Below are 19,179 nucleotides of genomic sequence, written 5' to 3' on the forward strand. Positions count from 1 at the left end.
TCGTGAGGTAGAAAAACAAGCTATTTACAATTGCGAGGAATCTCAGCAATTGCATCTAGGTGTATTGTAATATAAAATAGTTGAACAGGAGTTTAATTTATTATGGAGGTGCTATGTCTAGTATGAATACGAACGAAAGAATCGTGCCCCTCCTACCATTAAGAGGCGTTCTCGTATATCCAACGATGGTTTTGCATCTTGATGTAGGACGTGATAAATCGATACAAGCACTAGAGCAGGCGGCAATGGATGAAAATATCATCTTTTTAGCAATGCAAAAAGAAATGAATATCGATGATCCGAAAGAAGATGACATATATAGTGTAGGTACAGTGGCGAAAGTAAAGCAAATGCTAAAATTGCCGAACGGTACGCTTCGTGTCCTTGTGGAAGGTTTACATAGAGCAGAAGTAATAGAGTTTATCGAAGAAGAAAATGTAGTACAAGTGTCTATTAAAACGGTAACTGAAGAAGTAGAAGATGATTTAGAAGAGAAAGCTCTTATGCGTACGTTACTGGAGCATTTCGAACAATATATTAAAGTTTCGAAAAAAGTTTCAAATGAAACATTTGCAACGGTAGCTGATGTAGAGGAACCAGGGAGATTAGCTGATTTAATTGCTTCTCACTTGCCGATTAAAACGAAGCAGAAACAAGAGATTCTAGAGATTGTATCTGTAAAAGAACGATTACATACACTTATTTCAATTATTCAAGATGAACAAGAGTTACTTAGCCTAGAAAAGAAAATTGGGCAACAAGTGAAACGTTCAATGGAGCGCACGCAAAAAGAATATTTCTTACGTGAGCAAATGAAGGCGATTCAAACTGAACTTGGCGACAAAGAAGGTAAGGGCGGAGAAGTAGAAGAACTTCGTGAAAAAATTGAACAGTCAGGAATGCCTGAAGAAACAATGAAGGCTGCGCTGAAAGAATTAGATCGTTATGAAAAGTTACCAGCAAGTTCTGCGGAGAGTGGTGTTATTCGCAATTATATTGATTGGTTATTAGCGCTTCCGTGGACAGAGGCAACAGAAGATATAATTGATCTTGCTCATTCGGAAGAGATTTTAAATAACGATCATTACGGTCTTGAAAAAGTGAAAGAGCGTGTACTTGAATATTTAGCTGTACAGAAGTTAACGAATTCATTAAAAGGACCTATCCTTTGTTTAGTAGGCCCTCCTGGGGTCGGAAAAACGTCGTTAGCGCGTTCAATTGCAACATCATTGAATCGTAACTTTGTCCGTGTATCTCTTGGTGGTGTGCGTGATGAATCTGAAATTCGTGGTCACCGCCGTACATATGTTGGAGCAATGCCAGGACGCATTATTCAAGGTATGAAAAAGGCGAAAACAGTTAATCCAGTCTTCTTATTAGATGAGATTGATAAAATGTCTAACGATTTCCGTGGAGATCCATCAGCAGCATTACTTGAAGTATTAGATCCAGAACAAAACCATAACTTCAGTGATCATTACATTGAAGAACCATATGATCTATCGAAAGTTATGTTTGTAGCAACTGCTAATACACTTTCAAGTATTCCAGGTCCATTACTTGACCGTATGGAAATCATTTCGATTGCTGGCTATACAGAACTTGAAAAAGTACACATTGCTCGTGAGCATTTATTGCCAAAACAATTAAAAGAGCATGGCTTACGAAAAGGTAATTTACAAGTACGTGATGAAGCGCTTCTTGAAATTATTCGTTATTATACACGTGAGGCTGGTGTTCGTACGCTAGAACGCCAAATTGCAAAAGTTTGCCGTAAAGTAGCGAAAATTATCGTTACAGCAGAACGTAAACGTATCGTTGTGACAGAGAAAAAGATTGTTGATTTACTTGGTAAACACATATTCCGTTATGGGCAAGCTGAAAAAACAGACCAAGTTGGTATGGCAACAGGTCTAGCTTACACAGCAGCAGGCGGCGATACACTTGCAATTGAAGTTTCTGTAGCGCCAGGAAAAGGGAAACTAATTTTAACAGGGAAACTTGGGGATGTTATGAAAGAATCAGCACAAGCTGCGTTTAGTTATATACGTTCTCGTGCAGAAGAGCTTCAGATTGATCCGAATTTCCATGAGAAAAATGATATTCATATTCATGTTCCAGAAGGAGCAGTTCCGAAAGATGGACCGTCAGCAGGTATTACGATGGCAACGGCACTTATTTCTGCACTAACAGGTATTCCTGTAAGTAAAGAAGTAGGTATGACAGGTGAAATTACACTTCGTGGTCGTGTATTACCAATTGGTGGCTTAAAAGAAAAAACATTAAGTGCTCACCGCGCAGGCTTAACAAAAATTATTTTGCCAGCAGAAAACGAGAAAGATTTAGATGATATTCCAGAGAGCGTAAAAGAAAACCTTACGTTTGTGCTTGCATCTCATTTAGATGAAGTATTGGAGCACGCATTAGTAGGAGTGAAACAATGAAAGTAACAAAAGCAGATATTGTAATTAGTGCTGTTAAACCAGAACAATATCCAGACAGTGATTTACCAGAAATTGCATTAGCAGGTCGTTCAAATGTCGGGAAGTCTTCCTTTATTAATAAAATTTTAAATCGTAAAAAGTTAGTGCGTATTTCTTCTAAACCAGGAAAAACGCAAACGCTGAACTTTTTCTTGATCAATGAGATGATGCATTTTGTTGACGTTCCAGGTTATGGATATGCGAAAGTGTCTAAATCGGAGCGCGCGGCATGGGGGAAAATGATTGAAACGTACTTTACAACGCGTAAGCAATTAGACGCAGCTGTATTAGTAGTTGATTTACGTCACCAACCGACAAGTGATGACGTGATGATGTATGATTTCTTAAAGCATTATGAAATCCCAACAATTATTATTGCGACGAAAGCTGATAAAATCCCGAAAGGGAAATGGCAAAAGCATTTAAAAGTTGTAAAAGAAACGCTTGCTGTTGAAATTGGCGATGAAATCGTTCTATTCTCTTCTGAAACAGGACTTGGAAAAGAAGAAGCGTGGAAGGCAATTCATAAAATGACAAAAACAAAAAACGCGTGACGAATGTCGCGCGTTTTTTTCTTTATATAAGCTGTTAACGTACGTTTAATGTAACTTCAATATTACCTCGTGTTGCTTTAGAGTAAGGACATACACCGTGAGCCGCTTCTACAAGTTCTTGTGCTTCGCTATGTGAAACGCCAGCGACATGTACATCAAGCACGGCAGATAGGCCAAAACCACCATCTGTATCTTTTCCGATAGAAACGTGAGCGGTTACTTCTGTACTTTCTACTTTCATACGTTTTGTACGAATGACAAGTTGTAATGCACTATCGAAACAAGCTGCATAACCAGCTGCAAATAGTTGTTCTGGATTTGTTGCTTCTCCACCTGCACCACCTAGTGCTTTCGGCATTTTCACATCAAGATTTAATATGCCATCATCTGAAACTACTTTCCCATTTCTTCCACCTGTTGCTGTTACTGAAGCAGTATATAATTTATCCACATTTATTCCCCTTTTCCATCATTAATTGTTTTCATTGTTTCAATTAGTTTATTTAGTTGAATTAATAAAGAGCGATATTCTTGCTCTGTAATTCCTAAGTTTGTAGCCATCGTTGTCGGTAATGAACAAGCCTTTTCCTTTAAATCTTTGCCTTGTTCTGTTAATTCAATACAAACTTTTCGCTCGTCTTCTTTGGAACGAACACGTTTTACAAGTGTTAATGATTCCATTCGTTTTAACATAGGTGTTAACGTACCGGAATCTAAAAATAGACGTTCTCCAATTTCTTTTACTGTTAGTCCATCTTGCTCCCATAGTACGAGTAAAGTAATGTACTGGGGATACGTAATACTCATCTCTTCTAAATAAGGTCGATAAAAACGAGTAACCTCTCTAGAGCAGGCATAAATAGAAAAACAAAGTTGGTTATCTAGATGCAAAGAGTCCTCTGTCATACATAACTCCCTTCTTATTAAGTTGTGCACAATTTAATTTTGTAAAATCAATATAACGAAAAATAAATAAAATGTCAAATACATTGTATTGAGAAAGTGTCTGCTACATTTTGGAACAATCATACATATTTTCCTTCATGATGAAAGAAGATAGGAAAGATGATGTTATAATTTATATGGAATAGTTTCCATCACTTGATTATGAGGACTTTTTTTGGTAACGTACAAATAGAGTTATTAATTTATAATCATTATAAAGTAGAAGTTTTTTTATTAGTTTGCTGAATCTCCTTTATTACATACGGAGAATAATTAAAAAATAATCGGTTGTTCACACGATTGTCAGATTCATAAGAGGAAAGTTGTATTATGATAGTAGATAAAGTGATAAAACGGGTGAAGGGGGACATGCTGCGTGCATATTCTTGTTGTTAGTGTAAATTATCGAACAGCCCCTGTAGAATTTCGTGAGAAACTCACATTTCAGGCAGCAGAGCTAGAGCGAGCGATGACTACATTACAAAATCAAAAGAGCGTGTTAGAGAATGTCATTGTATCAACTTGTAATCGCACTGAGATTTATGCTGTTGTAGATCAATTACACACGGGACGGTATTATATTAAGAAATTTTTAGCTGATTGGTTTCAGCTTGAAATAGAAGAAGTCGCACCATATTTAACTATTTTTGAACAAGATGGTGCAATAGACCATTTATTCCGCGTAACGTGCGGTTTAGATTCTATGGTAGTGGGAGAAACACAGATTTTAGGCCAAATAAAAGATAGCTTTTTAGAAGCACAACAAGTTAAAGCAACAGGCACAATTTTTAATGAATTGTTTAAGCAAGTCATTACATTAGCAAAACGTGCCCACTCAGAAACAACAATTGGTGAAAGTGCGATGTCTGTTAGTTATGCTGCTGTTGAGCTTGGAAAGAAAATATTTGGCGAGTTAACAGATTGTCATGTGCTTATTCTTGGTGCTGGTAAAATGGGCGAACTTGCATTGCAAAACTTATATGGAAGTGGTGCTCGTAAAGTAACAGTTATGAATAGGACGCTTTCGAAAGCAGAAGTAATGGCTGAGAAATATATGGGACATGCAAAATCGTTAAGCGAATTACAATGTGCATTATTAGAAGCAGATATTTTAATTAGTTCAACTGGTGCATCAGAGTATGTCATTACGAAAGAGATGATGACAAAGGTAGAGAAAATGCGCTCTGGTCGTCCTTTATTTATGGTTGATATTGCAGTACCACGTGATATTGATCCAGCGATTGATGAGTTAGAAGGTTCTTTCTTGTATGACATTGATGATCTGCAAGGAGTAGTGGAGGCAAACCGTGCTGAGCGTTTGAAAGAAGCAGAGAAAATTCAATTTATGATTGAAGAGGAAATTGTTCTATTTAAAACGTGGTTAAGTACACTTGGTGTTGTTCCGTTAATAGCAGCTCTTCGTGATAAGGCACTTGCAATCCAAAGTGAAACGATGGTAAGCCTAGAGCGAAAAATACCAAACCTTAGTGATCGTGAGAAAAAAGTTATTAGTAAGCATACGAAAAGTATTATTAATCAATTATTAAAAGACCCAATTTTAGTAGCAAAAGAAATAGCTGCTGAAGAGGGAGCGAGCGAAAAACTAGCGTTATTTGCAAAGATTTTTGATTTAGAAACAGAAGAAGTAGAGAGTCGTGCGGAAGAAGTAGAACATAAAAGAGTGTGGACACCATCCGTTCCATCTTTATAATTTGGAAGGATGATCGGATGAGTTTTTTAAATAACAGTATTATTTATCATATTGCAATTATTTTATATGCTTGTAGCATTAGTTTATATTTTATAGATTATTTCCAAAGTAACCGAAAGGCGAACCGATTTGCTTTTTGGTTACTTTCGATTGTATGGGTATTGCAGTCTATTTTTATGTTGCTTAGGGCGACAGATTCAGAAACGAATCCCATTTTAACTTTATTATCAGGGATTTATTTTTATGTTTGGTTATTGATTACGATGTCGTTAGTCATAAATCGATTTATGCGCGTTGACTTTTTAGTCTTCTTTACAAATGTTGTTGCATTTGGCGTAAGCGCTTTTTCTATTTTTACACCGCTCGGAAAGATGTCGCCAGTACTTGCAGAGCAATTAGTTTCAGAACTTGTATACGTGCATGTTGGAATGGCGATTATTTCTTATGCAACGTTTACGGTATCGTTTATTTTTTCTATTATGTATTTACTGCAATATCGCCTATTAAAAAAGAAAAAGTGGAATGCGAGATTAAGAAGGTTAGGGAATTTACCGAAGCTTGAATCTACGTCTTACGGATTAAATTTATTTTCTGTTCCATTTTTCTTACTAGCAATTTTATTGGGGTGTATATGGGGATATACAAAATTGGACAATTTCCATTGGTATGATACGAAAGTAATCGGATCTTTTGTCGTTCTATTTGTGTATTGCACAGGTTTATATTTACGAGCGGCAGATGTGTTGCAAGGTAAGAAAATTGTACAGTGGAATATCGGATCGTTTCTCGTAATGCTAGTAAACATTTTTCTATTAAGCAGTTTATCCAATTTCCACTTTTGGTATTTATAATGAGGAGAGAGAATTATGCGCAAAATTATTGTAGGGTCACGAAAGAGTAAACTAGCATTAACGCAAACAAACTGGTTTATTGATCAGTTAAAAGCGCTAGGTCTACCATATGAATTTGAAGTGAAAGAAATTGTCACAAAAGGTGATGTTATTTTAGATGTTACTCTTTCAAAAGTAGGCGGAAAAGGCTTGTTCGTTAAAGAAATTGAGCATGCGTTACTTACGAAAGAAATCGATATGGCTGTACATAGTATGAAAGATATGCCGGCCGTACTTCCAGAAGGTTTAATGATTGGCTGTACACCAAAGCGTGTTGACCCTCGGGATGCCTTTATCTCAAAAAATGGAGCATCGTTTAAAGAGTTAGCGGAAGGTGCTATTTTAGGTACGAGTAGTTTAAGACGTAGTGCACAGCTACTCGCTGCGAGACCAGATTTACAAGTGAAGTGGATTCGTGGAAATATCGATACACGTTTACGTAAATTAAAAGAAGAAGATTACGATGCGATTATTTTAGCGACAGCTGGATTACAAAGAATGGGCTGGGATGATGAAGTTATTACAGAACATTTAGATGAGACGTTATGTGTACCTGCTGTAGGACAAGGTGCATTAGCGATTGAATGTCGTGAGGATGATAAGGATTTATTGCAATTGTTATCGCATATTAATGATGCGATAACAGAAAGAACAGTGGCAGCGGAGCGAGTATTTCTTCATAAACTTGAAGGTGGATGCCAAGTTCCAATCGCTGGATATGCAACCCTTACAGAAAACGATGCAATCGAATTAACAGCTCTTGTCGGCTCTATGGATGGCTCTGTTTTATTAAAAGAGACAGTAGTGGGTACTAATCCTGAAGAAGTAGGATTAGAGGCCGCGGACCGTTTAATTAAACAAGGCGCCAAAGAACTCATTCTTGCTGCAAATAAGGAGCAACAATAAATATGAACGCTCTCGCTGGAAAAACGGTATTGATTACACGTGCCCAGCATCAAGCGAAACAAATGAGTGTAGCAGTGAAAGAAAAGAGCGGAATTCCATTGGAAATTCCGCTTTTGCGTATGGAAGGTATGTCTTATAGGCAAATTCAACATATTGAAGAGCAGCTACATTCATACGACTGGGTTATTTTTACGAGCAGAAATGGTGTAGCTTTTTTTCTAGATAGTTTAAAAAAGAAACTACCACTAACCATTAAAATCGCTGCGGTAGGTGTGAAAACAAAATTAGAGTTAGAAAAAAGGGGCTATCAAGTTCATTTTGTTCCGACTTCATTTGTTGCAGAAGCATTTGCCGAAGAGTTTCTAAAAGAATTAAATGGAAACGAACGTATTTTATTTCCAAAAGGCAATTTAGCAAGAGATGTAATACCAGTTAAACTGCGTGAAATTGGTGTTTCTCTAGATGAGTTGATCGTATACGGTACGAAAGTGAATGTAGAAAAAAAGCAAGAGCTTATAGCAGCGTTGAAGTTAGGAGAAGTAGACATTATTACATTTACGAGTCCTTCAACTGTTACTAGTTTTGTTCGTTTACTTGAGGGTGCAAACTGGAGAGAATGGACAAAAAAATGTACAATTGCTTGTATAGGACCTATTACGGAAAAAGAGGCAAGTCGTTATTTTCCGTCTGTTATTGTGCCGAAAGAGTACACTGTAGAAGCATTACTACAATGTGTTTGTGAATCTATAAAATGAAAGAATGGGGATAGAAATCTATGAACTCTTTACAATTTAATCGTCATCGTCGTTTAAGACAAAGCGGGGGCATGCGTGCGCTTGTGCGTGAAACGTTTTTACATACGGAAGATTTTATTTACCCTATTTTTGTATTAGAAGGTGAAAATGTTCGTAATGAAGTTCCTTCTATGCCAGGCGTATATCAAATTTCTTTAGATTTATTGCAAGCTGAAATGCAAGAAGTTGTTGATTTAGGTATTCGTTCTGTTATTGTATTTGGTTTACCTGCTGAAAAGGATGAAGTTGGATCATCAGCATATTGTGATCATGGAATTGTACAACGTGCTATTCAGCAAATTAAAGGTGATTTCCCTGAGCTAGTAGTAGTCGCAGACACATGTTTATGTCAATTTACAAGCCATGGTCATTGCGGTGTAATTGAAGATGGTATTATTTTAAATGACGAGTCTCTTGCAGTTCTTGCGAAAACAGCTGTAAGTCAAGCGAAAGCAGGAGCGGACATTATTGCGCCATCAAACATGATGGACGGCTTCGTAACAGCAATTCGCCATGCATTAGACGAAAATGGTTTTGGACACGTGCCAGTTATGTCGTACGCTGTGAAATATTCATCAGCATTTTATGGACCATTCCGTGATGCTGCGCACGGTGCACCGCAATTTGGTGACCGTAAAACATATCAAATGGATCCAGCAAACCGTATGGAAGCATTCCGTGAAGCAGAATCAGATGTAATGGAAGGTGCAGATTTCTTAATCGTAAAACCAGCTCTTTCTTACTTAGATATCGTTCGTGATGTGAAAAATAACTTTAATTTACCAGTTGTCGCTTATAATGTAAGTGGTGAATATTCGATGATTAAAGCGGCAGCGCAAAATGGCTGGATTAATGAAAAAGAAGTTGTTCTTGAAAAATTAATTAGTATGAAACGTGCAGGAGCAGACTTAATTATTACGTATCATGCAAAAGATGCAGCAAAATGGTTACAAGAAGGAGGCGCTAAATAATGAAAAAGTTTGATAAATCGATTGCGGCGTTTGAAGAGGCACAAGACTTAATGCCTGGTGGCGTAAATAGCCCGGTTCGTGCTTTTAAATCTGTTGGGATGAATCCGTTGTTTATGGAGCGTGGAAAAGGCTCTAAAGTATATGATATTGATGGGAATGAATACATCGACTACGTATTATCATGGGGGCCTTTAATTCATGGTCATGCAAATGATCGTGTTGTAGAAGCGTTAAAATCTGTTGCTGAAAGAGGTACAAGCTTCGGTGCACCAACAGAAATTGAAAATAAATTAGCAAAACTTGTTATTGAGCGCGTGCCATCAATTGAGATTGTGCGTATGGTTAACTCTGGAACGGAAGCAACAATGAGTGCACTACGTTTAGCTCGTGGTTATACAGGTCGTAATAAAATCTTGAAATTTATTGGTTGTTACCACGGTCATGGTGATTCGCTATTAATTAAAGCTGGTTCTGGTGTGGCGACTTTAGGTTTACCAGATAGTCCTGGTGTACCAGAAGGTGTAGCGAAAAATACGATTACAGTAGCTTATAACGATTTAGAAAGCGTAAAATACGCGTTTGAACAATTCGGTGATGATATTGCTTGTGTAATTGTAGAACCAGTAGCAGGAAATATGGGGGTTGTTCCTCCGCAGCCTGGATTTTTAGAAGGTCTTCGTGAAGTAACAGAACAAAACGGTGCATTGCTTATTTTTGATGAAGTAATGACAGGGTTCCGAGTAGCTTATAATTGTGGCCAAGGTTATTATGGCGTAACACCTGATTTAACATGCTTAGGTAAAGTAATCGGTGGTGGTTTACCAGTAGGAGCATACGGTGGTAAAGCAGAAATTATGCGCCAAGTTGCACCAAGCGGACCGATTTACCAAGCTGGTACTTTATCAGGTAATCCACTTGCAATGGCAGCAGGTTATGAAACGTTAGTACAGTTAACGCCAGAATCATATGTAGAATTTGAGCGTAAAGCTGAAATGTTGGAAGCTGGATTACGTAAAGCAGCTGAAAAACATGGCATTCCACATCATATTAACCGTGCAGGTTCTATGATTGGTATTTTCTTTACAGATGAGCCCGTTATTAATTACGATGCAGCAAAATCTTCAAACTTAGAATTCTTTGCGGCTTACTATCGTGAAATGGTAGAACAAGGTGTATTCTTACCGCCATCTCAATTCGAAGGTTTATTCTTATCGACAGCACATAGTGACGCAGATATTGAGGCGACGATTGCAGCAGCTGAAATTGCAATGTCAAAATTAAAATAATGTATTAGAGAAAAATCGCTCTCCATAAGGGGGGCGATTTTTTTTATTCATAAAGTAAGCTTTCTCTACATAAATCTGTAATGACATATAGTTTGGGAGGGGGAAAAGAAGTGGCTGCAGATCATTCGTTACGATTTTCATTAAAAGAATCTGTTTGGTTCCAAAAGGGACAGGAAGTCGATGAACTTTTGTCAATTTCGTTAGATCCAGACGTTGAGATAGAAGAGCTTGATCATGAAGTAATCGTGAGAGGGCAATTAGATTTAACGGGAGAGTATGTTGCACGAAAAGATGATTCGGCGTATTCATTAAGAGAACTATCGCCAGCAAAGTCAATTGATTATGTAGAAACAAGGGAGGATGGGGTTAATGAACTTGTTCATTCCTTTCCGCTTGAAATATCAATTCCGAGAAATCGAGTGAAAGTAATTGAAGAGCTATATGTATCAATTGAGGAATTTGATTATGAATTAAAGGAAAATGGTTGCTTACAATTATTAGCGGATATATCTATTACCGGTTTGTGTGATGAAGAGAGAAACGAGGATGAAGCTGAAGAGGAAGAAACGGTGTATGCTGAGTTAGAAGAAGATTCAGCACAAGAGGATGAAAATAGACCGGCGCCGCATGTAGAAGAACCAGCATATAAGGAATCAGATGAGTGGGAAGATTACGCATTTGAACCGTTCCAATTAGAGGAAAGAAAAGAGCAGGAATTAGAAGAAGAGAAGATAGAGGAACATGAATTTGTGGAGCGTGAAGAGGAGCAAGAAACAACGCCGCAATTTGAATTGTTTGGGCGAAAAGATTTCAAGAAAGAAAAAGCGAAAAAGCAGGAAGAACAAGAAGAAGAGTACTCACAGCGAGATGAAAATGCGCTTTATTTAACAAAACTATTTACGAAAGAACCGGAAGAAGAATTTACAAAGTTAAGAATGTATTTCGTGCAAGAAGGGGATACAATTGAATCTATTGCAGAACGTTATGAAACGTCTGTGCAAAATGTGTGCCGTGTCAATCAAACAGAAGATATATTTTTAAATACGGGGCAAATTATTTATATTCCCGTTTCAAGGGTAAAGGCGAAATAAGGAAGTGAGTGTTTTCACTCGCTTCTTTTCTTAGAGGCTATGTTTTGAATAGAAAGGGTTATTCGTATGGATATTGAATTACGAAATCACTATGAACCTATCGTGAGGCAATATAGATTGGATACGCAGCATATGGAAGAGCACGGAAGCGTAATGAAAATTTATACGAATCAAGGTCCATATGCACTCAAGAAAATAGAAGGCAGAAAGTTAGAGCGGAATAATTTTCTGCATCATATTCAATATTTGAAGGAGAAAGGTTTTTCAAATTATGTACCTATATACTACGCGACGGATGGAAATTATATTTTAAGTGACGGGACGTATAATTATTATTTAATGCCTTGGTTAGAACGTGCAGAAGGAAACGGCGAGGATAATGATCAATACCATAAAATGTTTCAGACACTTGGAACGTTGCATCAAAAAACTGTGAAGGAAGAAACATATACGGAAGAAGATTTAGAAAAACATTATACAACTATATCCAATCGCTGGGAAAATGATGGTGAGATGTTAGAAGAGTTTCTCGTAGAATCTGAATCAAAATGGTATATGTCCCCGTTTGAATTACAATATTGTACGTACTATCATCATGTAATGAGAGCGCGTGAATTTGCAACGAAGCAATTAAATGAGTGGAACGATGCGATGAAAGAAAAAGAGAAAACACGTATTACTTTTGTGCATGGTAACGTGTCACTTAATCATTTTTTATTTGACTATGAGCGAAATGGCTATTTTATTAGTTTGGAAAAATCGAAGTTTGCAACGCCTGTGCAAGATATAGTAGGTTTTTATTCACGGTCTTTAAACACATATCCAATCGCAAGAAGTGATCGGTTTGAATGGTTTCAAATGTATCAAAAAAATTTCCCTTTTACGAAAGAAGAGCAACTACTTATGTTTGCGTATATGACGTATCCATCGCAATTTATTCGGCAAATCCAGTCTTATAAGAAAAGAAGAGATAATCGCAACGAGGAAAATGAACTGCGCGGAGTAAAGAGTTTGCAACAATCGCATTGGCTCGTTAGCAATATAGAATATTTCCTGTCACAATTACAAGCTGCCCAGCAAGGGAACGGGTAAAGTAAAACTTTAATCAGCGGGTGGCGCCAACCTAACTTCTTTGCTTCAGCTGAATTTTGAGGTGGGGTCTTATTGCCCGCAAATAGCGGGATAAAGAAGATAAGTAGAGAATGCTACTTATCTTCTTTATATTCACCCGAAAAGTCATAGTTTTAAATTTATCTTGACGAATAAGGTTTCGTTTTTTACACTATTGTATATAATAATTAACAATCATATAAATGCCTTGAAGGGGAAGAGTATAACATGAAACGTCTTCAGAGAGGAGAATCAGTAGCTGGGAGATTCTCTAGATAGTTATGTTAGAAGGTAGCCCTGGAGCATCTTTTCTGAACAGAATAGTTCTCATTAGGAAAAGACGGATTTGTCCGTTATCAAATTAAGAGTATAAGCAAATTATGAATTTGTTTGTAAATAAAGGTGGTACCGCGATGTCCCTCGTCCTTTTTGGATGAGGGACATTTTTTATTTTAAGGAGGGAAAATAATGTCAAACACGGAAAAGAATTTACCAACTAAATATGATCATATGTCCGTTGAAGAAGGCCTTTATCAATGGTGGCTTGAAGGCAAATATTTTGAAGCAACAGGAGACGAGAAGAAACAACCGTATACAATTGTAATTCCACCTCCGAACGTAACTGGTAAGTTACACTTAGGTCATGCTTGGGATACAACTCTTCAAGATATTTTAACTCGTACGAAGCGTATGCAAGGTTACGATGTGCTATGGCTTCCAGGAATGGACCATGCTGGTATCGCAACACAAGCGAAAGTAGAAGGAAAACTTCGTGAAGAAGGTATTTCACGTTACGATCTTGGCCGTGAGAAATTCCTTGAAAAAGCTTGGGAGTGGAAAGAAGAGTACGCTTCTCACATTCGTCAACAATGGGGGAAAGTTGGTTTAGGACTAGACTATTCTCGCGAACGTTTCACATTAGACGAAGGTTTATCTGATGCGGTTAATAAAGTATTCGTTCAATTATACGAAAAAGGCTTAATTTACCGCGGTGAATATATTATCAACTGGGATCCAGCAACACGCACAGCTCTTTCTGATATTGAAGTAATTCATAAAGAAGTTCAAGGTGCATTCTACCATATGAACTATCCGTTAACAGACGGTTCAGGTCACATTCGCCTTGCTACTACTCGTCCAGAAACGATGCTTGGTGATACAGCGGTAGCAGTTCATCCAGAAGATGATCGTTACAAACATTTAATCGGAAAAACAGTTACACTTCCAATCGTAGGCCGTGAGATTCCGATTATTGCTGATGAGTACGTAGAAAAAGACTTCGGAACAGGCGTTGTAAAAATTACACCAGCTCATGACCCGAACGACTTTGAAGTAGGTAACCGTCATGACTTACCACGCATCTTAGTAATGAACGAAGATGGATCGATGAACGAAAAAGCTGGTAAATATAACGGTATGGATCGTTTCGAATGCCGTAAAGAATTAGTGAAAGACTTACAAGAAGCTGGCGTATTAGTAGAAATCGAGCCACATATGCATTCAGTAGGTCATAGTGAGCGTAGCGGTGCAGTTGTTGAGCCTTACTTATCAACACAATGGTTCGTAAAAATGGCTCCACTTGCTGAAAAAGCAGTAGCGCTTCAACAAAAAGAAGAAGAAAAAGTAACGTTCGTACCAGAGCGTTTTGAAAACACATATTTACGATGGATGGAAAATATTCATGACTGGTGTATTTCTCGTCAATTATGGTGGGGACACCGTATTCCAGCTTGGTATCATAAAGAAACTGGTGAAGTATACGTAGGTACAGAAGCACCAGCAGATATTGAAAACTGGAATCAAGATAACGACGTACTTGATACATGGTTCAGTTCAGCGCTATGGCCATTCTCAACACTTGGTTGGCCAAATGAAGATTCAGCAGACTTCAAACGTTACTATTCAACAGATGCACTAGTAACGGGTTATGACATCATCTTCTTCTGGGTATCTCGTATGATTTTCCAAGGTTTAGAGTTTACAGGCGAGCGTCCATTTAAAGATGTATTAATTCACGGTTTAGTTCGTGATGAGCAAGGTCGTAAGATGAGTAAATCTCTTGGTAACGGTATTGACCCAATGGATGTTATCGAGAAGTACGGTGCAGATGCAATGCGCTATTTCTTATCAACAGGAAGTGCACCAGGTCAAGATTTACGTTTCAGCATGGAAAAAGTAGAATCTACTTGGAACTTCATTAATAAAATTTGGAACGCATCACGTTTCGTATTAATGAACATGGATGATATGAAGTATGAAGAAATTGATTTAACTGGTGAAAAATCAGTTGCAGATAAGTGGATCTTAACTCGCTTAAACGAAACAATCGAGAGTGTAACACGTAACATGGATAAATATGAGTTCGGTGAAGCTGGTCGTTCATTATACAACTTCATTTGGGATGATTTCTGTGACTGGTACATTGAAATGGCGAAACTTCCACTATACGGTGAAGATGAAGCAGCTAAGAAAACGACTCGTTCTATTTTAGCTTACGTATTAGATCAAACAATGCGTCTATTACACCCATTCATGCCATTCGTAACAGAGAAAATTTGGCAACATTTACCGCATGAAGGCGAATCTATTACAGTAGCTGCGTGGCCAACAGTTCGCGAAGATTTACAAGATACGGAAGCTGCGGCAGAAATGCACCTTCTAGTTGATATCATTCGCTCTGTTCGTAACATTCGTGCAGAAGTAAATACGCCAATGAGCAAAAAAGTTCAAATGCAAATTAAAGCAAAAGATGAGGCTGTACTTGCTCAACTTACGAAAAATAGCTCTTACATTGAGCGTTTCTGTAACCCAAGCGAATTAACAATTCAAACGGACTTACAAGCGCCAGAAAAAGCAATGACTGCAATCGTATCAGGTGCAGAGTTATTCTTACCGTTAGCTGATCTTATCAATCTTGATGAAGAGAGAGCTCGTCTTGAGAAAGAACTTGAGAAGTTCGATAAAGAAGTAGAACGTGTACAGAAGAAACTTTCTAACCAAGGTTTCGTAGCGAAAGCTCCTGCAGCGGTTATTGAAGGAGAGCGTGCGAAAGAGCAAGATTACCTAGAAAAACGCGAAGCAGTTCGTCAACGTCTAGCAGATCTTGAAAAGTAAAAATATTTTTAGAGACTCACTATATTGGTGAGTCTCTTTTCTTTGCGTATAATAGAACTATGAAAGTTGTCTTTTGAAAGGGGAAAAGCATACGTGATACATACATACGAAGAAGCGATAGGGTGGATTCATAGCCGATTGAAATTTGGTATTAAACCAGGATTAGAAAGAATGAATTGGATGCTAGAAGAGCTCGGAAATCCAGAGCGTCATATAAAATGTATTCATCTTGCTGGTACAAATGGAAAAGGTTCAACGTTAACATATATGCGTTACATGTTAGAAGGCGCGAAATATAAGGTAGGAACGTTTACCTCTCCTTACATCGAAACATTTAATGAACGCATTAGTGTGAATGGAACACCAATTGCAGATGAAGAGATTACTGAACTCGTAAAGATGGTAAAACCAGTCGTGGAAAAACTAGATGAAACGGATTTAGGGGAAGCGACTGAGTTTGAAATTATTACTGTTATGGCAATTTGCTATTTCGGTAAAGTCAATTTCTGTGATGTTGTTTTATTTGAAACAGGGCTCGGTGGACGTTTTGATTCTACCAATGTTATACACCCTGTTCTCACGATTATTACGAATATCGGTCACGATCATATGCATATTTTAGGGAATACACTAGGAGAAATTGCATATGAAAAGGCGGGGATTATTAAGTCTGGTGTGCCGGTAATTACTGGTGTAAAAGATGAAGAAGCTTTGCAAGTCATTCAAAATGTTGCAAAGGAAAACCATGCAAACTTATACGAACTTGGCAAGCATTTTACAGCGTTACATAAACAGTCTAACGAAGATGGGGAACAGTTTGATTTTACTTGTCCTTTTACCGCATTTGAAGATTTGCAAATCTCAATGAAAGGTATTCATCAAGTAGGAAATGCAGCGCTAGCACTTATGGCAGTAATGTATGTAAAAACATATTTATCATTTTTAATTGAGGAAGAGGGAATAAGAACGGGATTACGGGAAGCGTATTGGATTGGGCGCTTTGAAAAGCTACAAAGTAACCCGGATATTATTATAGATGGTGCTCATAATCCAGAAGGTATCGAAAGCCTTGTGAAAACAGTAGAAGCGCATTACAAAGATAAAAATGTAATAGTTTTATTTACTGCCCTTGGTGATAAACAATTGCATAACATGGTAGGCCGATTAGAAACCATTGCAGATGAAATGATTTTTACAACATTCGCCTTTGATCGTGCTATTTCTGCAGACAAGCTTGCATCATATTCACAAAAAGAATCAAAATTAGTTTTTGAAAATTGGAAAGAGGCAATTGATACAAAAGTTGAAATGATAGGGGAAAATGATGTTTTTATCATAACAGGTTCTCTTTATTTCATTTCTGAAGTTCGAAAATATATTCGAGAGAAAAACTAGATAGTCTTTGCTATCTAGTTTTTTGTTCTACAAATGAAGTCAAATGCATACATATAAGATAAATATATAGGGTTATTTGGCGAATTCCTCTGACAAATATCTCGTTTTTTTGTGAAATGAATATGATATGATGCGGACAACGATAAGAGGTGAGGTGTGAGTGTATGGACAAGCAATCACGAACGATCTCAGTGAAAGTGAATGGAACAGAAGCGAAGTATGAGGAAAAGAAGAAAGATGAATTTGAATGGATGGTAGTAGAAAGTGAACGACCTAAAAATGTTGTTCCGTTTCAAAAAGCGAAATCAGTGTCTGTGGAAAAATACCGAAAGAAGTGGAGTAATACATTAATTGCAATCGTTGCAACCGCAATTATTATCGGTACGACGTTTGGAATGGGGATGCTTCATTTACTTACTGGACAAGGAACAACAGGAGGAAGTGAAGTAACTGCTTCAAGGCCGACTGGAAATGGAGAATCAAAGGTGGGTGGAACGGCAGAACAAACACCAGCACCGAAAGAAGAAAAACAAAAGGCGCAGACAGGAACGTCATTGGATCCGATGAAATTATTCTTTGTTCAAGGGGGGCTTTATTCTTCTGAAGAAAAGGGACAGGCAGCTCTTGAAGAATGGAAAGGCAATGGGGGCATTGGTGCTTTGAGACCGAGCGGGGATAAGTATGCAATAGTTGTTGGTATTGCTAGCGATGAACAGGCTATAAATCAATTAATGACTAAGTATAAAAATGATGGTGTCTCCGTTTTAAAAAAGAACTGGGATATAACAGATAAAGCATTGCTGAAAGATGATAAAGAAGTAGGAACATTTTTAACAAAAGTGCAGCCATTATATACTCATTTAGCAAAATATGCTTCTAGCGTACAAGTTGGTGGAAAAAGCAGCGCAAAAGATATAGAAGTGATTGAAAAAGAATGGAAAGCGATTGAAAAAGAAGGGAAAAGTATGAAGCGAGAAGAAGCAAAGAAACTGTATATGTATACGTCGGTAGCTGTACAAACAGTAAAAGATGGGAAAATGGATAAGGAATCTTTGGCGAAATTAAATCAAGTTATTATTGATGGCTTACTCTCGTATGAAAAAATTGTTTCGTAGAAAGTGAAATGATAGGATAATAAAATGAGTAAGAAAGAAGTACATGTACTTCTTTCTTTTCTTTTGAATTTAGAGCAAAGTGCTTTCTCTATGACAGGAATATAATCGTATGCAATAAAGAAGTGTTATTTTTAGTTAGAGAAATTAATATTTCTTTCATTTGTGGGCAAACTATTCCTTTGATACGATTGATATAAATTGTTCTGCTTCATGTGAGAAAGGAAGGAGAAAATATGAAAAAAATAATTTTAGCTTCAGGGTCACCTCGGAGGAAGGAATTGCTTGAGTTAGCTAGCGTACCATTTGAAATCGTTGTAAGTGAAGTAGAGGAAACAATTGGTGCATATTCATCGCCTTCTGATATTGTAATGTCGCTTGCCTTGCAAAAAGCATCAGCGGTTGCAGAAAACAATAGTGATTACATTGTGTTAGGTGCAGATACAATTGTTACATATGAGTCGCGTATCCTTGGTAAGCCTTCTAATAAGGATGAGGCGAAAGAGATGTTACAATTACTATCTGGGAAAACACATGAAGTGTATACAGGTGTTGCGATTATATCAAAAGAAAAAACGGTTACTTTTTATGAGCGTACAGAAGTTACGTTTTGGGAATTAACAGAAGAGGAAATTGATACATACGTCGCGTCAAAAGAACCTCTTGATAAAGCAGGTAGTTATGGGATTCAAGGTAAAGGGTCTATTTTCGTTCAACATATTCAAGGGGACTACTATAGTGTAGTTGGCTTACCAATTGCACGTCTCGTTCGAGAATTAAAACAATTTGATATTGATGTAACCCATGCGTAAAATTG

Annotated in this window: 16 protein-coding genes and 1 other annotated feature; of the genes, 14 read left to right on the forward strand and 2 right to left on the reverse strand. The window is 37.4% G+C overall.

Translation table 11 applies throughout. The annotated features are described in order from the left end of the window. Positions 1-113: 113 nt before the first annotated feature. Both lon and ysxC read left to right on the forward strand, forming a co-directional pair. Positions 114-2,444 (forward strand): endopeptidase La, encoded by a 2,331-nt coding sequence (gene lon / locus BUA87_RS18710; RefSeq protein WP_000097288.1) that lies wholly within the window; start codon positions 114-116, stop codon positions 2,442-2,444. Beyond that, positions 2,441-3,037, forward strand: a complete 597-nt coding sequence (gene ysxC / locus BUA87_RS18715) for a ribosome biogenesis GTP-binding protein YsxC (RefSeq protein ID WP_000869118.1) — start codon at positions 2,441-2,443, stop codon at positions 3,035-3,037. The genes lon and ysxC overlap by 4 nt, the downstream gene beginning before the upstream one ends. Before the next feature lie 34 nt (positions 3,038-3,071). Here the strand turns inward: ysxC and BUA87_RS18720 are convergent, their stop codons facing one another. Beyond that, positions 3,072-3,488: an organic hydroperoxide resistance protein gene (locus tag BUA87_RS18720; RefSeq protein ID WP_000359774.1), complete on the reverse strand. Its 417-nt coding sequence runs from the start codon at positions 3,486-3,488 to the stop codon at positions 3,072-3,074. A 2-nt stretch (positions 3,489-3,490) separates the two neighbouring features. Next, complete coding sequence (locus tag BUA87_RS18725) at positions 3,491-3,943, reverse strand: MarR family winged helix-turn-helix transcriptional regulator (protein ID WP_072940463.1); 453 nt, start codon at positions 3,941-3,943, stop codon at positions 3,491-3,493. Positions 3,944-4,358: 415 nt separating this feature from the next. Between BUA87_RS18725 and hemA the strand changes: the two genes are divergently transcribed. The 12 genes from hemA (at position 4,359) to BUA87_RS18790 (ending at position 19,174) form a co-directional block, all read left to right on the forward strand. After that, the gene (hemA, locus tag BUA87_RS18730) at positions 4,359-5,693 is read left to right on the forward strand and encodes a glutamyl-tRNA reductase (RefSeq protein WP_000547865.1); all 1,335 of its coding nucleotides are present in this window, start codon (positions 4,359-4,361) and stop codon (positions 5,691-5,693) included. A 17-nt stretch (positions 5,694-5,710) separates the two neighbouring features. After that, positions 5,711-6,544 carry a cytochrome c biogenesis protein gene (gene ccsA / locus BUA87_RS18735; RefSeq protein WP_000009005.1) on the forward strand — a complete coding sequence of 278 codons (834 nt, stop codon included), beginning with the start codon at positions 5,711-5,713 and terminating at the stop codon, positions 6,542-6,544. Between the two features lie 15 nt (positions 6,545-6,559). Next, the gene (hemC, locus tag BUA87_RS18740) at positions 6,560-7,489 is read left to right on the forward strand and encodes a hydroxymethylbilane synthase (RefSeq protein WP_001226406.1); all 930 of its coding nucleotides are present in this window, start codon (positions 6,560-6,562) and stop codon (positions 7,487-7,489) included. Between the two features lie 2 nt (positions 7,490-7,491). Beyond that, positions 7,492-8,244, forward strand: a complete 753-nt coding sequence (gene hemD, locus BUA87_RS18745; RefSeq protein ID WP_061660448.1) for a uroporphyrinogen-III synthase — start codon at positions 7,492-7,494, stop codon at positions 8,242-8,244. Between the two features lie 20 nt (positions 8,245-8,264). Next, a complete protein-coding gene (gene hemB / locus BUA87_RS18750; protein ID WP_001087056.1) occupies positions 8,265-9,254 on the forward strand; it encodes a porphobilinogen synthase in 990 nt (329 codons plus the stop codon). Continuing rightward, positions 9,254-10,540, forward strand: a complete 1,287-nt coding sequence (gene hemL, locus BUA87_RS18755) for a glutamate-1-semialdehyde 2,1-aminomutase (RefSeq protein ID WP_000712942.1) — start codon at positions 9,254-9,256, stop codon at positions 10,538-10,540. The genes hemB and hemL overlap by 1 nt, the downstream gene beginning before the upstream one ends. 80 nt (positions 10,541-10,620) lie before the next feature. Then, positions 10,621-11,631, forward strand: coding sequence for a stage VI sporulation protein D (spoVID, locus tag BUA87_RS18760; RefSeq protein WP_003271973.1), 1,011 nt, complete (start codon positions 10,621-10,623; stop codon positions 11,629-11,631). 66 nt (positions 11,632-11,697) lie between these two features. Beyond that, a complete protein-coding gene (ysxE, locus tag BUA87_RS18765) occupies positions 11,698-12,723 on the forward strand; it encodes a spore coat protein YsxE (protein WP_072940466.1) in 1,026 nt (341 codons plus the stop codon). Between the two features lie 217 nt (positions 12,724-12,940). Continuing rightward, positions 12,941-13,172: a binding site (T-box leader), on the forward strand. Positions 13,173-13,209: 37 nt separating this feature from the next. Continuing rightward, the gene (locus BUA87_RS18770; RefSeq protein WP_000072222.1) at positions 13,210-15,855 is read left to right on the forward strand and encodes a valine--tRNA ligase; all 2,646 of its coding nucleotides are present in this window, start codon (positions 13,210-13,212) and stop codon (positions 15,853-15,855) included. A 93-nt stretch (positions 15,856-15,948) separates the two neighbouring features. Continuing rightward, positions 15,949-17,250 (forward strand): bifunctional folylpolyglutamate synthase/dihydrofolate synthase, encoded by a 1,302-nt coding sequence (locus BUA87_RS18775; RefSeq protein WP_000582037.1) that lies wholly within the window; start codon positions 15,949-15,951, stop codon positions 17,248-17,250. A gap of 164 nt (positions 17,251-17,414) precedes the next feature. Continuing rightward, positions 17,415-18,365, forward strand: coding sequence for a hypothetical protein (locus tag BUA87_RS18780; protein WP_023523114.1), 951 nt, complete (start codon positions 17,415-17,417; stop codon positions 18,363-18,365). 233 nt (positions 18,366-18,598) lie between these two features. Continuing rightward, positions 18,599-19,174, forward strand: coding sequence for a Maf family protein (locus tag BUA87_RS18790; RefSeq protein ID WP_000720495.1), 576 nt, complete (start codon positions 18,599-18,601; stop codon positions 19,172-19,174). Positions 19,175-19,179: the final 5 nt, after the last annotated feature.

Source organism: Bacillus sp. bc15, assembly GCF_900142585.1.
Classification (GTDB): Bacteria; Bacillota; Bacilli; order Bacillales; family Bacillaceae_G; genus Bacillus_A; species Bacillus_A cereus.